Annotated in this window: 13 protein-coding genes and 1 pseudogene; 6 read left to right on the forward strand and 8 right to left on the reverse strand. The window is 62.8% G+C overall.

Going from position 1 to position 15,035, the window contains the following annotated elements; translation table 11 throughout:
* Window positions 1-59: 59 nt before the first annotated feature.
* A pseudogene (locus E6B08_RS27315) lies at window positions 60-2,125 on the reverse strand (AsmA family protein).
* A gap of 348 nt (window positions 2,126-2,473) precedes the next feature.
* On the opposite strand from E6B08_RS27315, the gene E6B08_RS27320 reads away from it, so the two are divergent.
* The 4 genes from E6B08_RS27320 to E6B08_RS27335 all read left to right on the forward strand — a co-directional run bounded on the left by E6B08_RS27320 (window position 2,474) and on the right by E6B08_RS27335 (window position 5,265).
* On the forward strand, window positions 2,474-2,926 hold the full coding sequence (locus tag E6B08_RS27320; RefSeq protein WP_136916815.1) for a phage infection protein: 453 nt from the start codon (window positions 2,474-2,476) through the stop codon (window positions 2,924-2,926).
* 123 nt (window positions 2,927-3,049) lie between these two features.
* Window positions 3,050-3,682: a TetR family transcriptional regulator gene (locus tag E6B08_RS27325; protein WP_136916816.1), complete on the forward strand. Its 633-nt coding sequence runs from the start codon at window positions 3,050-3,052 to the stop codon at window positions 3,680-3,682.
* Window positions 3,683-3,838: 156 nt separating this feature from the next.
* Window positions 3,839-4,936 carry an AGE family epimerase/isomerase gene (locus tag E6B08_RS27330; RefSeq protein ID WP_136916817.1) on the forward strand — a complete coding sequence of 366 codons (1,098 nt, stop codon included), beginning with the start codon at window positions 3,839-3,841 and terminating at the stop codon, window positions 4,934-4,936.
* Between the two features lie 74 nt (window positions 4,937-5,010).
* Complete coding sequence (locus E6B08_RS27335) at window positions 5,011-5,265, forward strand: hypothetical protein (RefSeq protein WP_136916818.1); 255 nt, start codon at window positions 5,011-5,013, stop codon at window positions 5,263-5,265.
* Between the two features lie 17 nt (window positions 5,266-5,282).
* Here E6B08_RS27335 and E6B08_RS27340 read toward each other — a convergent pair whose 3' ends face one another.
* From E6B08_RS27340 to E6B08_RS27365, 6 genes are all read right to left on the reverse strand, one after another.
* A complete protein-coding gene (locus E6B08_RS27340) occupies window positions 5,283-6,047 on the reverse strand; it encodes an SDR family oxidoreductase (RefSeq protein ID WP_136916819.1) in 765 nt (254 codons plus the stop codon).
* A gap of 616 nt (window positions 6,048-6,663) precedes the next feature.
* A complete protein-coding gene (locus tag E6B08_RS27345) occupies window positions 6,664-7,380 on the reverse strand; it encodes an ABC transporter ATP-binding protein (protein ID WP_136916820.1) in 717 nt (238 codons plus the stop codon).
* Complete coding sequence (locus tag E6B08_RS27350; protein ID WP_136916821.1) at window positions 7,377-8,252, reverse strand: ABC transporter ATP-binding protein; 876 nt, start codon at window positions 8,250-8,252, stop codon at window positions 7,377-7,379. The genes E6B08_RS27345 and E6B08_RS27350 overlap by 4 nt, the downstream gene beginning before the upstream one ends.
* Window positions 8,249-9,550: a high-affinity branched-chain amino acid ABC transporter permease LivM gene (livM, locus tag E6B08_RS27355; RefSeq protein WP_136916822.1), complete on the reverse strand. Its 1,302-nt coding sequence runs from the start codon at window positions 9,548-9,550 to the stop codon at window positions 8,249-8,251. The genes E6B08_RS27350 and livM overlap by 4 nt, the downstream gene beginning before the upstream one ends.
* A gap of 2 nt (window positions 9,551-9,552) precedes the next feature.
* A complete protein-coding gene (locus E6B08_RS27360) occupies window positions 9,553-10,467 on the reverse strand; it encodes an ABC transporter permease subunit (protein WP_136916823.1) in 915 nt (304 codons plus the stop codon).
* 154 nt (window positions 10,468-10,621) lie between these two features.
* The gene (locus tag E6B08_RS27365) at window positions 10,622-11,758 is read right to left on the reverse strand and encodes a branched-chain amino acid ABC transporter substrate-binding protein (RefSeq protein ID WP_136916824.1); all 1,137 of its coding nucleotides are present in this window, start codon (window positions 11,756-11,758) and stop codon (window positions 10,622-10,624) included.
* A gap of 467 nt (window positions 11,759-12,225) precedes the next feature.
* On the opposite strand from E6B08_RS27365, the gene pncB reads away from it, so the two are divergent.
* Both pncB and nadE read left to right on the forward strand, forming a co-directional pair.
* A complete protein-coding gene (pncB, locus tag E6B08_RS27370; RefSeq protein WP_136916825.1) occupies window positions 12,226-13,431 on the forward strand; it encodes a nicotinate phosphoribosyltransferase in 1,206 nt (401 codons plus the stop codon).
* 3 nt (window positions 13,432-13,434) lie between these two features.
* Complete coding sequence (gene nadE, locus E6B08_RS27375) at window positions 13,435-14,262, forward strand: ammonia-dependent NAD(+) synthetase (protein WP_136916826.1); 828 nt, start codon at window positions 13,435-13,437, stop codon at window positions 14,260-14,262.
* A 102-nt stretch (window positions 14,263-14,364) separates the two neighbouring features.
* On the opposite strand, the gene azu is transcribed toward nadE, so the two are convergent.
* A complete protein-coding gene (gene azu, locus E6B08_RS27380; protein WP_136916827.1) occupies window positions 14,365-14,814 on the reverse strand; it encodes an azurin in 450 nt (149 codons plus the stop codon).
* Window positions 14,815-15,035: the final 221 nt, after the last annotated feature.

The following is a 15,035-nucleotide window of genomic DNA, read 5'->3' on the forward strand; positions in this document are numbered from 1 at the left end:
CACCAAGGGCCGCTTTCGCGGCCTTTTTTTTACCCGTTTGCCGGCAACGCCAGCGTCCTTTACTTCTTGCCCTTCACTGCAGCCGGCGCCTTGCCGGCTTTCATCTGCTCGAGCAACGGCGTGCACTGGTTGGGCTCGTCGCCGCTGCTCGGCGCAATCAACGCCAGCAGCCCTGCCGCCGGCCCCACCGCCACACCCAAGGCCACCATTCCCGCGCCTCGCAGTGCCAAAGGCACGGCCTGGACCCCCGCGCCCGGCTTGGCGAACGGCCCGCGAACGTAAAGCGGCGAACGCAGCGAGAACAGCCGCAGGCCCTTGGATTCGGGTGTGATCTTCAGGTCCAACTGTTCGCTGGCGAAGTTGGCGGTGCCGTCGATGTGGATGATCGCGTTCTCGGTATCGAAGATGAACAGCCGGGTAGTGGCAAGGCCATCCTTGATGCCCACGTCCGCCGCCGCGCAGTTGATCTTCACGTCTTCGTCGCCGAACAGTTTGCCGACCACATAGTTGCCCACGTTGAGCCCGGCAATCTCCATCAGGCTGCGGCTGATGGCACCATCGTTGATCAACATGCGCAGGTCACCATTGGCCGTGCCGAGCAAGGCCGCCACCGAGTTGCCCCGACCGCGGATGTCGGCATCGCCGTTGAGCTGACCGAAGCTGGTCTGCATGGGCGCGAACCCTGGGAACAGCTCCTTGAGCTTGAACCCCCGCGCGGTCAGCTTGGCATGGCCTTGCAGCGGTACGCTGCGGCCATCCAGGCGAATCATCGAAGCGAGGTTGCCTCCTGCCACGCCAAAGCGCAGGGGCTGCAAGCGCAGCAGGCCGTCGTCGAGAATCACATGGGCCGACAGGTCGTTGAACGGCAGCTTCTCGCTGTGCACGATGCGCTTGCCGGCGAAGGTGACGTCGGCGTCCATGGCGCGCCAGCGTTCGGTACGGAACTCTTCCACCGGCAGTACCTTGCCGGTCGGCTGCTTGCTGGCACCGCCCGGGCCTTCTGCTCGGCATTGGAATCGGCGCCGATCAGCGGCGCCAGGTCCTTGAACAGCAACTGGTTGGACACCAGGTTACCCGACAGTTTGGGGCGCGGCTGGCTGGCGACGAAGGACAGGTCACCATGGATGTCGCTGTCGCCGATCTTGCCGTTGAAACCTTGGTAATCGAAGGTGGCGCCTTGCGCTGCATGCAGGTTGGCGCGCAGATGGCCATCGGTGGAATAGGCCGGGGTGTCCGGCAGGGTCACGCCGGTCAATGGGTAGAGGTTGCCCAGGCTCGCGCCCGACAGCCGCAGGCGCAGGTCCAGCGCGCCAAGGTTGCGCGGGTCGGTCAGGGTGCCGGCCAGGACCACGTGGGTATCGGCGATGCGCACGTCGGCCTGCAGCGGGAACGGCTGCTTGGCGTCCTGCAGCGCCAGCAGGCCACCGATCTTGCCGGTACCGGACACCGGCTGGTTCTTGTAGCGGCCCTCGGCCTTGAGCCCGAACGCATAGTCCTGGGCGCCGCCGGCCTTCTCCGCACTGGCCTTGCCGACGATCTCGCTGAACGGGATCGGCTTGCCGAGCGGGTCGATCTGCACCTTCATGCGGGTTTTCAGGGTCTGGTCGTCGAAGCTGACATTGCCTTGGTCGAAGCCGATGGCGCCGATGTCCAGCTGCCACTTCGAGGGTTCTTCGTTTTCGTCCTTGGGGCCGAAGTCGAAGGTCCAGTTGGCCCGGCCATCGGCCAGGCGGGTCAGGCTGGCGGTGGGCTTGGTCAGGTCGACACGTGGGATGACGATCTGCTGGAACACCAGCGGCAGCGGCGCCAGGCGGAATTCGACGCGCTCAAGGCCCGCCATCTGCGGCTCCTTGAGCCAGTCTGGGTTGCCCAGGGTGATGTCCTCGGCGATGAAGTGCGGCCATGGCACCCAGGCGCGCCAGCCGCCTTCCTCGGGTTCGGTGCGCCACTTCACGGCGAGGTTGCCGTTGATCGCGAAGGGCCGGTGCAGGGCCTCGGAGACCTTGTCGTTCAACATCGGCTTGACGCGGTTCCAGTCGAAGGTAGCGATCAGCACCACCAGGATGGCCAGCAGGGTCAATAGGCTGGCGAGGGTCCAGACGAGGATTCTGGCGGGACGCGTCATTGCGTTGTTCTCCTTTCGACACGGCACGAAACGGGTGCGGCGGTGACCTAGATGGCTCTTGATAAATGGGACTGATGAAAGCCCCGAGGGTTTTATCGCGGCGCCATGATAGCCAATGTTTTTTGCCTTTTTGCTCAGCTTTGCTTCTGGACAAAGGTAGCATCCAGGCTTGGCCCGCCTACCAGCACATGGCCACTATCACCCCTGCAAGGCCCTACCCAGAGCCTTCGCGAGACGCTATCAATCGCGTCGATTGTTACCATTACCCGGATGAACTTTTCTCTGGCGGGGGCGCGCGTAGCATTGGCTTCGTACCCACTTTCCTGCCCCCCAGAGGAGCACCGAGACATGAAACGCCATCTGCTGACCCTTACCCTGTCCATCCTCGCCGCCAACGCATTCGCCATGCCGGCCGATGACCAAGCACTGACTTCCGAAGCGCGTTCGAGCGCCGCCGCCGTTGCCCAACCGCTGAAAACCGTTGCCGAAGGCGGTTCTGATCGTCTGATCGAGCGTTCGAGTCGAGTAGCAGAGGGTGGCTCCGATCGCCTGATCGAACGCTCTGGTCGCGTCGCCGAAGGTGGCTCCGATCGCCTGATCGAGCGCTCTGGCCGCGTCGCCGAGGGTGGCTCCGATCGCCTCATCGAACGTTCCGGTCGCGTCGCCGAGGGTGGCTCCGATCGCCTCATCGAACGTTCCGGTCGCGTCGCCGAAGGTGGCTCCGATCGCCTCATCGAACGCTCTGGCCGCGTCGCCGAGGGTGGCTCCGATCGCCTGGTCGAACTCAGCCACATGAGCTGATCGCCATGGCCGAGAAGAACAACCCACCCAATCGCGCCTGCTCCCCTCCAAGCCCGGTCCATTGACCGGGCTTCGTTTTTTTATCTAGAGTGCCGAGCCTCAACCGCCAAAGAAGCGTGCCCCATGCTGCCGCGTGCCGAACAGAAGCTACAGACCCGCCAGGCCCTGCTCGATGCTGCCTGCCAGCTGATGGAGAGCGGCCGCGGGTTCGGCAGCATCAGCCTGCGTGAAGTGGCCAAGGCTGCAGGCATCGTGCCGACCGGATTCTACCGCCACTTTCCCGATATGGACGCCCTGGGCCTGGCCTTGGTGGCCGAGGTCGACACCACTTTCCGCCAGACCATCCGCCTGGTCCGCCACAACGAACTCGAAATGGGCGGCATCACCGATGCCTCGGTGCGGATCTTCCTCGACGTGGTAGCCGCCCACCATGCCCAGTTCCTGTTCCTGGCCCGCGAGCAGTACGGCGGCTCGCAGGCGGTGCGCCAGGCGATCGCCCGCCTGCGCCAGGACATCAGTGACGACCTGGCCACCGATCTTGCGCGGATGCAGCGCTGGCAGCACCTCGACGGCGCGGCACTGGCGGTGATGGCCGACCTGGTGGTGAAGACCGTGTTCGCCACCTTGCCCGAGCTGATCGACAGCTCCGGACCAGGTTATCCACAGGCCTTGAGCGCGCAGGAAAAGATCACCCAGCAGCTGCGCTTCATTTTCGTCGGGGCGCGGTATTGGCAAGGGCTGGGCAGCCCCGGTTGATCTGTCGCACCAATCGGCCCTATCGCCGGTAAGCCGACGCCTGCACATACAACCCGCCTCGGTAGGAGCCGGCTTGCCGGCGACAGGGTCCGCACAGACACCCCACAATCACGTTCTGCTACCATGGCGCACTGCCCGATTGCGACGAGCGCCTTCATGTCCGACCCCCGCCTTACCCTGCCCGAACTGGCTCGCTTCAACCAGCACTTTGCCCAACGCATCGTGCCGCTGTGGCAAGGCCCAGGCTGGAACGCCGAAATAGCCCTGCCCTACGAGGCACTGGACGCCGAGCACCGGCCACTGCCCGTGCAGCGCTACCGGGCCATGGCCTGCGCCCGCCAGCTGTACCTGTTCAGCAGCCGCATCGAGCAACCGGGCGCAGCGCAGCGGGCAGCCGCGCTGTTCCGCTCGCTGCAAAAGCACTTCCACGACGCCGAGCACGGTGGCTGGTTCTACAGCATCGATGCCGCCGGCAAACCGCTGGATCGGCGCAAGGACCTCTACACCCACGCGTTCATCGTCTTCGCCTGCGCGCACTACTGGGGCAAGAGTGGTGACAGCCTGGTGGAATCCACGCTCAATGCGGCCCTCGAAGTGATTGCCCAGCAGTTCGCCCGCGACGACGGCCTCTACGAGGCAAGCCTTGCCGAGGACTGGGCCGATCTTGCCAGCGGCCCGCTGCAGAACCCGCAAATGCATCTGGCCGAGGCCTTTCTGCAGGTGCTCGCCGTGCGCGACGATCCAGCGGTCCGCCAGGCGTTGTTGCAATTGTGCGAAGCGTTGCAGGCGCATTTCATCGACCCCCAGCACGGCCTGATGCTGGAGAAGCCTCGCGGGGCTGTGGATAACTGGTTCGAGCCAGGCCACCAGTTCGAGTGGTTCTACCTTCTGGACACCTCACCCCTGCTGCGAGGCACTGCCCTGCACAGCTCCATCGACCGCGCCTTCGCCTTTGCCGAACAGTGGGGTGTGAAGGATTCGGCGGTGCTGGCAATGCTCGATGTGGAAGGCAACGTGCTCGATGCCACCCAGCGCATCTGGGCCCAGGCTGAGTACCTGCGGGCGCTGGCGCTGCGCCCTGGCAACGAGGCGAAGTTGCGCACCCAGCTAGAGGCGTTGGCAACGCGCTTCCTGCACGAGGGAGGTTGGCATGAGTGCCGCGATGGTGCTGGAGCGGTCAGTCGGCACGACATGCCTTCGACCACGCCCTATCACTTGGCGACCTGTCTTGAGGGGCTGATCGGCGCCGGCTGACCTGGCATTTCTGCCAGTTCCGATCCTGTAGACGGGTTGTTAGATTGAAGGCTCCACAGTCGGGAGCCTTCATCATGAGCCAAAAAACGTTCGATAAATTCATTAGCAATGAAATCGAAGCGGCCACCAACCAGTTCAAGAAAAAGCCAGAGGGCGACCTGCATGACATTGCCAAAGGCCAGCTTGTGTTCCTGCAAAGCGTCCGCCGTGTGCTCGACGGCACCGCAACCTGGGAAGACCATGGGCTGCATGATGCCGTCAACGATGTACTGCAGGAGCTGGGCGTGCTTAAAACGCACGAAACCTACGTGAAGATGATCTCCAAGTAGCACTCACTGCTTCCAGCTCATCCTTTCGACCGATCGATCGAGAACCCCGCCCAATCCTGGCTCACGGGCATCAACTCGAGGCTGTTGATGTTGATGTGTGCAGGCTGGTTGAGGATCCAGAAGATGGTCTCGGCGATGTCCTGCGGCTGGATCGGCTCGGCGCCAGCATAGGTGGCGTCGTACTTGGCTTGGTCACCGCCGAAGCGCACCAGCGAGAACTCGCTTTCGCACAGCCCCGGCTCGATGTTGCTCACCCGCACGCCAGTGCCGCGCAGGTCGCAGCGCAGGCTCAACGAGAACTGGCCGACGAAGGCCTTGGTGCCGCCGTACACATTGCTGCCCGGATACGGGTAGTTGCCCGCCACGGAACCTACGTTGAGGATCGACGCCCCACGGCCGTGGGCGATCAGGCGCGGCAGCAACAGGCGGGTGGTGTAGATCAGGCCCTTGATGTTGGTGTCGACCATGGTTTCCCAGTCGTCGAGGCTGCAGTTCTGCGCAGCGTCAACGCCCAGCGCCAGGCCCGCGTTGTTGACCAGTGCCTGCAGCTTGTCGAAAGCCGGTGGCAGGCTGGCGATCGCCGCTTCCACGGCCTTGCGGTCGCGCACGTCGAGCACCAGGCCGTGCACTTCGGTCTTGCCCGACAGTTCTGCACAGAGGGCGTCCAGGCGCTCCTTGCGCCGGCCGGTGAGGACCAGCTTCCAGCCAGCATCGGCAAAACGCCGTGCAGTGGCCTCGCCAAACCCGGAAGTGGCACCAGTGATGAATACGGTGGACGTCATGCTGTGTTCCTCGCTTGTAGATAGGTCATCGGCAGGGGATTGCAGCATGCCCGCCACAGGCGCGCGCAGCAAGCCGTAAAGGTGCTTGATCATTTTTTGTACATACCCGCCAAACCCTTGTAGCAGAGGGCCGCACGGCAACTATGCGCATGTTATCCACAAGCCTTTCCCCACGGATTGGGGGCAACTTGACGGAGGGGCGGAACCCTTTCAGCCATCGAGGGTCCCGCAGGGCATTTCTCGATAATGGCTCAAGGCTTTCAAGGGTGCTGGCTGCAGCGGTCTGTCCAAGGCTTTTGCACAGAGTTATCCACAGGCAGGATAAGGCATTTTCGCGACCCTTCGCGCCCTTGAAACTTCAATGAAATCATCCACAAGGAACCGTTGATCAAAAAACGATCAATGCTCTGGGCGCCTTTGCCAATAAGGGATACAGCGAGATGCCACCATGTTTTCCACAGGCGCTTCCACATTATCCGTGGAAAAGATCAGCCTGTGGAAACAATGGCTTGCGAGGGAAATGTGGGATGGCGGCAGAAGGTTATGCGACAAGTTGTCCACATTGGTCGTGCAGGGCTTTTTCGGGTCTTATCGCCGGCAAGCCGGCGACAAGGCTTCAATGCCCGCCGAGGTATGCGTTACGCACCTCTTCGTTGGCCAACAACTCCTGGCCCGTGCCGGTCATGCGTATCTGCCCGTTGACCATCACGTAAGCGCGGTCTGACAGCTTCAGCGCATGGTTGGCGTTCTGCTCCACGAGGAAGATGGTCATGCCGCTCTTGGCCAGTTCGCGCAGGGTGGCGAAGATCTGCTTGACCACGATCGGCGCCAACCCCAGCGAAGGCTCGTCCAGCAACAACAGCTTGGGCCGGCTCATCAGCGCCCGGGCGATGGCCAGCATCTGCTGCTCGCCGCCGGACATGGTCATGGCTCGCTGGTTACGCCGCTCCTTGAGCCGCGGGAACAGCTCGTACATGCGCTGCATGTCCTCATCGGCATGCTTGTCGCCGATGGGGATGGTACCCATCATCAGGTTTTCCTCGACGGTCATGTCGGGGAATACCCGCCGCCCTTCCGGCGACTGGGCAATGCCATTGGAAGCGATGTAGTGCGACGATTTGCGGGTGATGTCGGTGCCGCGGTACAAGATGTGCCCGGACGCCGCCCGCGGCTGGCCGAAGATCGACATCAGCAGGGTCGACTTGCCGGCGCCATTGGCACCGATCAGGCTCACCGTCTCGCCCTCGCCAATGTGCATCGAGACCTTCTTCAGGGCCTGGATCGGCCCGTAGAACACGTCCAGCTCGCGTAGCTCGAGAATGGGTGCACTCATACCAGCTCCTCTTCGTCGGCACCCAGGTAGGCGGCGATCACCGTCGGGTTGTGGCGGATGTCCTGTGGCGCGCCCTCGGCAATCACGTTGCCATGGTCGAGCACCACGATATGGTCGGAAATACTCATGACCATGCCCATGTCGTGCTCGATCAGCACCACGGTGATGTCGTGCTCGTCGCGCAGCACACGGATCATGCGGCTCAGGGCCTCGGTTTCCTGGGGGTTGAGGCCGGCGGCGGGCTCGTCGAGGCAGATGATCTTCGGCCGCGTGCACATGGCTCGGGCGATCTCCAGACGGCGCTGCTGGCCGTAGGAAAGTTCGCCGGCCAGGCGGTTGGCGCAGTCGACCAGGTCGACCACCTCCAGCCAGTAGAAGGCATGGTCGAGGGCATCGCTTTCGGCCTTGCGGTAGGCCTTGGTGTTGAGCACACCGGCCAGCAGGTTGCGGTTGACCCACATGTGCTGGGCCACCAGCAGGTTTTCCACGACCGACATTTCCTTGAACAGACGGATGTTCTGGAAGGTCCGCGCCAGCCCGGCGCGGTTGACCAGGTGGGTGCCGCCGAACATCTTGTAGTACACGCGCTTGGCGAAGCGCGCTGGCGAAACGAAGTCGGCCGCCTGGAAGCGTTCGCCGAGCAACTGGATGACGTTGGTCTGGCTGCCGCGCAGGTTCAGCTCGATACGCCCGCCACTGGCCTTGTAGAAACCGGTCAGGCAGTTGAAGACCGTGGTCTTGCCCGCGCCATTGGGGCCGATGAGGGCGAAGATCTGGTTGCGTCGTACCTTGAGGCTCACGTCGCTGAGCGCCTTGATGCCACCGAAGTGCATCATCAGGTTGTCGACCGAGAGAATGATGTCGTCGCTCATGGCGCCACTCCTTTACGCGGAACCACACCGGTACGGCTGATGCGGATCAACCCTCGCGGTCGCCAGATCATCATCAGCACCATCAGCACGCCGAACAGCAGCACCCGGTATTCCGAGAAGCTGCGCAGCAGCTCCGGCGCCACGGTGAGCACGAAGGCGGCGATCACCACGCCCACCGTCGAGCCCATGCCCCCGAGCACGACGATGGCCAAGATCAGCGCCGACTCGAAGAAGGTGAACGACGACGGATTGACGAAGCCCTGGTAGGTGGCGAAGAACACCCCGGCAAGACCTGCGGTGGAGGCGCCGAGGGTGAATGCCGAGAGCTTGACCAGTACGTGGTTCAGGCCCATCGAGCGGCAGGCGATCTCGTCCTCGCGCAGCGCTTCCCAGGCGCGCCCGACCGGCATCCGGGTCAATCGATGCTTGATGTACAGCACTGCCAGCACTACCAGGAACAGCACGGCGTAGATGAACAGGAATTTCAGGTTGGGGTTGTAGTCGATGCCGAAGAACTCATGGAACGGCACCCCGCCGTCCTTGGCCCGGCGGCCGAACTCCAGGCCCATGAAGGTTGGCGCAGGCGCCGGCATACCGTTCGGGCCACCGGTGAACGACAACCAGTTGTTGAGCACCAGGCGGATGATTTCACCAAAGCCCAGGGTCACGATCGCCAGGTAGTCGCCATGCATGCGCAACACCGGGAAACCGAGGATGCACCCGGCCAGGGCCGCAGCGATGGCCGCCAGTGGCAGCACGCTCCAGAAACCCAGCCCGAGGTATTGGTAGCCCAGCGCCAGGCCATAGGCACCGATGGCGTAGAACGCCACGTAGCCCAGGTCGAGCAGCCCCGCCAGGCCGACCACGATGTTCAGGCCCAGGCCCAGCAACACGTAGATCAGGCCGAGGATGACCACGGTCAGCAGGTACTTGTTGGCGAAGATCGGGAACACGATGGCGATGACGATCAGCGCCGGGATGATATAGCGCAGCCGCGACTTGTAGCCCGGCGCCAGCACGTGCACACCGGAGCCGCCGCTGTCGAAGCCCTGCAGCATGCGCTGGCCGCTGGCGGTCTGCAGGAACAGGCTGAGCAGGAAGCGCCCGACCATCACCCCGCCGACCAACCAGGCCACCCGCGCCGGTTGCGCGTTGAAGCTGTAGCCGTCGAGCACCACGCCGACGACCGGCCCGAACACGATGAGCGCCAGCAGGCCGGCGACGAGGGTCTCCAGCAGGCTGCGTTTGAGATCGAAACCCTTGGTTTCGGAAATGGAGGCAGTTTTGGCAATGGACATGTTCACACCTTAGCCACGAGCGGGCGACCCAACAGGCCTTGCGGGCGGAAGATAAGGATCGCCACCAGCAGCGAGAAACTGAACACATCCTTGTAGTCGGAGTTGATCAAGCCGGAGAACAACGACTCGGAGATGCCCAGGATGATGCCGCCGAGCATGGCCCCTGGCAGCGAGCCGATGCCGCCGAGCACCGCGGCAGTGAACGCCTTGATGCCGATGATGAAGCCCGCATAGAAGTCGAAGGTGCCGTAGTTCATGGTGATCAGCACGCCAGCCAGTGCGGCCATTACCGCGCCGATGACGAACACGTAGGAAATCACCCGGTCGGTGTTGATACCGAGGATCGAGGCCATCTTGCGGTCTTGCTGGGTGGCGCGGCACATGCGGCCGAGCTTGGTGTACTTGATCACGTAGGTCAGCAGGCCCATGCCGACGAAGGCCGCCACCAGGATGAAGATCTTGGTGTAGGTCAATTGCACGAAGCCGGTGCCGACTTCGATGCGCATGGCGCCTTCGAGCAGGGTCGGCACGCCTTGCTGGCGGGCGCCCTGGCTGATCTGCGCGTAGTTCTGCAGGATCAGCGAGATACCGATGGCGCTGATCAGTGGCGCCAGGCGAGTAGAGTTGCGCAGGGGTTTGTAGGCGATGCGCTCGATGGTGAAGCCGTAGACGCCCGTGACGACCACGGTGAACAACAGCGTGCCGAGCATCAGCAGCGGGAAGGACTCGATACCGAAGTAGGCCAGCAATGCCAGGCTGATCGCCGCGAGGTACGCGGAAATCATGTACACCTCGCCGTGCGCGAAGTTGATCATGCCGATGATGCCATAGACCATTGTGTAGCCGATGGCGATCAGGCCATAGACCGACCCGAGGGTCAGGCCGTTGACCAGTTGCTGCAGGAAAATACCATCCATAACGCAATCTCACCTGAGCGAGACTGCACGAGCGCCGACCACGCAAAGCCACGGATGAAGCGGCCCTAGCAGCGCAGAACCGTGCAGGTCTCCAAATAAGGACAGGTACCGCAGGGGCTTGAGCCCGGGCCTGAACCCGGGCTGGCGGCCGTTGTTATTTTTGTTTTTCCAGCTGGTGGTACTTGCCGCTGGCATCCCACTGGTAGACCACGTAGTCGGAGACGGTCAGGTCACCCTTGCTGTCCCACTTCTTCTCGCCCATGACGGTCTGCACCGGGTTGGCCTTGAGCCACTTGGCGGCATCCTCGCCCTTGTTCGACTTGGCGCCGTTGAAGGCGGCAGCCAGGGCCTGGACCGAGGCGTAGGCGTACAGGGTGTAGCCCTCGGGTTCGGTGCCGGCTTTTCGGAACTCTTCTACCACCGCCTTGCTGTCTGGCAGCAGACGCGGGTCGGCGCCGAAGGTCATGTACACGCCGTCGACGTACTGGGCACCACCTGCGGTGGCCACCAGCTCGTCGGTGACGATACCGTCATCGGACATGAACTTGACGTCCTTCAGGCCCTGCTCGCGCAGCTGGCGAACCAGTGGGCCGGCCTCCGGGTGCAGGCCACCGAAGTAGACCACGTCGGCACCGGCGGCGCGGATCTTGGTCACCACGGCGCTGAAGTCCTTCTCGCCACGGGTCAGGCCTTCGTACAGCACCGGCTTGACGCCGCGTTTCTCCAGCTGAGCCTTGGTCGCGTCGGCCAGGCCCTGGCCGTAGGTGTCCTTGTCGTGCAGCACCGCGACCTTCTTGCCCTTGAGCACGTCGACGATATAGTCGCCGGCGACGATGCCCTGCTGGTCGTCACGCCCGCACATGCGGAACATGGCACTCAGGCCACGCTCGGTGACCTGCGGGTTGGTGGAGCCGGGGGTGATGGCGATCACACCCGCTTCGTCGTAAACCTCGGAGGCGGGGATGGTGTTGGAGGAACAGAAGTGGCCGACCACGCCGGCGACCTTGTCCTGATCGACCAGGCGGTTGGCCACGGCCACGGCCTGCTTGGGCTCGCAAGCATCGTCACCCTTGACCAGGACGATCTTCTCGCCGTTCACCCCGCCGGCGGCGTTGATCTTGTCGGCCGCCGCCTGGGCACCTTTCATGTATTGCTCGCCAAACGCTGCGTTGGCCCCGGTCATCGGGCCCGCGACGCCGATCTTGATGTCGGCCTGAACATACGAAGAAACACCCAGGGCCGTAGCCACGGCCAGGGCCAGGAAACCTTTCTTGTAAAACGTCTGCGACATGAGGCGGTGCTCCTAGAGTTTTTTTTGGTTGGCACTACAACTTCTCAGCCCTTTGCTCCGAGCAAGGGCCGTGCCATTGGTTTTGTCATCCGGAGAAACACACTGTCCGAATCGCCCTGAGGCGACCGACGGCCTTTTCTTTATTGAGCGTGCAACCGTCTGCCATGGGGCGGGCGCCACCACACGTACAGACAAGGAGCAACCGTCGAGTGCCATCATTGCAACCCTGGCAAGTGTTAACGTGCAACCGCCCTGTAACAGCCGACGTCACCGAAGTGCACACCGATGGTGCGCGACTGCTACAGGCGGCACCTTTTCAAGGCTAGCCGGTGCACGGAAAAACACCCGATCCATCCTTCAGCGCCCTACCTGTAGGAACGGGTTTACCCGCCAAAGGGCCGGCACAGACCCAACACAACGCAAAACACTGGCACAATGGCCGGCATTCGCAGCCTTGGAGGCCACCAATGAGCGAGAGCGCATTCGCCGAGCGCATCGTGCACAACCTGCTCGACACCGACTTCTACAAGCTCACCATGATGCAGGCCGTGCTGCACAACTATCCGGACGCCGATGTCGAGTGGGAATTCCGCTGCCGCAACGGCGAGGACTTGCGCCCCTATCTGGGCGAGATCCGCAACCAGATCGAACGGCTCGGCGAACTGACCCTGGACGAGGGGCAGTTGGCCTTCCTCGAACGCATCAGCTTCCTCAAACCCGACTTCCTGCGCTTTCTCGGCCTGTTCCGCTTCAACCTGCGCTATGTGCGTCTGGGCATCGAGAATGACCAGCTGTGCCTGCGCCTGCGCGGTCCCTGGCTGCACGTGATCCTGTTCGAGGTGCCCTTGCTGGCGATCATCAGTGAAGTGCGCAACCGCCAACTGCATCCGCACATGCGCCTGGCCGAAGCCCGCGACCAGCTGTACCGCAAGTTCGACTGGCTTCGCGCGCACGCCAGCGAGGAAGAACTCTCCGAGCTGCAGGTGGCTGATTTCGGCACCCGCCGGCGCTTCTCCAGCCGGGTGCAGGAAGAGGTGGTGCGGGTGCTGCGCGACGACTTCCCGGCCCGTTTCGTTGGCACCAGCAACGTCGACCTGGCATGGAAACTGGATATAAAGCCGCTAGGCACGATGGCCCATGAATGGTTCATGGCCCATCAGCAGCTCGGCCCGCGCCTGATCGACAGCCAGATCGCCGCACTCGACTGCTGGGTGCGCGAATACCGCGGCCTGCTCGGTATCGCCCTGACCGACTGCATCACCATGGATGCCTTCCTCGGCGATTTCGACCTGTACTTCGCCAAGCTGTTCGACGGCCTGCGCCACGATTCAGGCGAGCCGGTGGCCTGGGGCGAGAAAGCCATCGCCCATTACCAGAAGCTGGGCATCGACCCGATGACCAAGACCCTGGTGTTCTCCGATGGCCTCAACCTCACCCGCTCGCTGGAGATATTCCGCGCCCTGCGCGGTCGGATCAACGTCAGCTTTGGCATCGGCACCAACCTGACCTGCGACATCCCGAACGTCGCGCCGATGAACATCGTGCTGAAGATGACCGACTGCAACAGCTCGCCGGTTGCGAAAATCTCCGACGAGTCGGCCAAGACCCAGTGCCGCGACCCCAACTTCGTCGCCTACATGCGGCATGTTTTCAAAGTCCCCAGCAAGGAGTAACCCATGCAAGCGGTTCAGCAAGAGATTGCCCAGGCGCTGAAGGTGCAGCCGCCATTCGCCGATGCCGCTGCGCTCGAGGCCGAAGTCGCCCGGCGCGTGGCATTCATCAAGGATTGCCTGGGCAATGCCCGGCTCAAGACCCTGGTGCTGGGCATCAGCGGCGGCGTCGACTCGCTGACCGCAGCCCTGCTCGCCCAGCGGGCCATCAACGAGCTGCGCGCCGAGACGGGCGACCAGGCATACACCTTCATCGCCGTGCGCCTGCCCTATCACGTGCAACATGACGAGCATGACGCCCAGGCCTGCCTGGACGTGATCAACGCCGACGAAGTGCACACTGTCGATATCGCCCCAGCCGTGAAGGCGCTGGCCGCCGAGGTTGTCGAGTTGAAGAACGGCTCGCCGACCCTGGTCGACTTCGTCGTCGGCAACGTCAAGGCGCGCACCCGCATGGTCGCCCAGTACACCATCGCCGGCGCCCGTGCCGGCCTGGTGATCGGTACCGACCACGCCGCCGAGGCGGTGATGGGCTTCTTCACCAAGTTCGGTGATGGTGCCTGCGACCTGGCACCGCTGAGCGGGCTGGTGAAGAACCAGGTCCGGGCGATCGCTCGCAGCTTCGGCGCGCCGGAATCACTGGTGGAGAAAGTGCCGACTGCAGACCTCGAAGACCTGGAGCCGGGCAAGCCGGACGAAGCGTCCCATGGCATCACCTATGCGCAGATCGACGCTTTCCTGCATGGGCAGCCGGTCGACCAGCAGGCGTTCGACATCATCGTCGCCACCTACCGCAAGACCCAGCACAAGCGCGAACTGCCGTTCGCCCCGTAAAAAGCTTCGCGGGACAAGCCCGCTCCCACAGGATTCTGATAAATGGACCTGTGGGAGCGGGCTTGTCCCGCGAATTGGCCCGAGAGGCCGATCCAGCTTTCGTTACTTGACTACAACCTTGCCCTTCATCATCGAGATGTGGCCTGGGAAGGTGCAGAAGAAGCTGTAGTCACCACCGGCTTCCAGCTTGGAAGTGTCGAACTTCACTTCGGTTTCCTTCTCCGGCGCGCCGATCATCTTGGTGTGGGCGATGATCGCGGCGTTGTCGGCCTTGATGTAATCCTTGTCCAGACCCTGGCCCATGCCCTCGGTGGCGATGCCCTGCATGTCGGCCGTCTTGCTGATGACCAGGTTATGGCCCATGACGTTCTTCGGCAGGTTGCCCGAGTGGGTCAGCTTGACGGTGAATTCCTTGCAGCTCTTGTCGACGGTGAATTCCTTGCTGGTGTAGGACATCTGGTCGGTCGAGTCGACAGTTACCGAACACTCGGCTGCGAAGACGGAGGCGCTGGCGAGGGTCAGCAGGGATACCGCTACAGCTTTCGCAAACATCGTGAATCTCCTTGGCAGGGGTTTTTATCAATCGCAAGACTGCCTGAAACCGCGCACCCGCTGGCTGATATGCATCAAAGGGGTGTCAAGCGGCCAGCCAGTAGAATTGTTCAATGGATTGTATACAACCAATCTAAGAGCACATCATGCCCTTTTAATGGACGATGGGACAACCTCTCATTTAGGCCCAATCCCATGTCCCACCTACATTTCATGCAATT

Source organism: Pseudomonas putida (assembly GCF_005080685.1).
Taxonomy (GTDB): domain Bacteria; phylum Pseudomonadota; class Gammaproteobacteria; order Pseudomonadales; family Pseudomonadaceae; genus Aquipseudomonas; species Aquipseudomonas putida_V.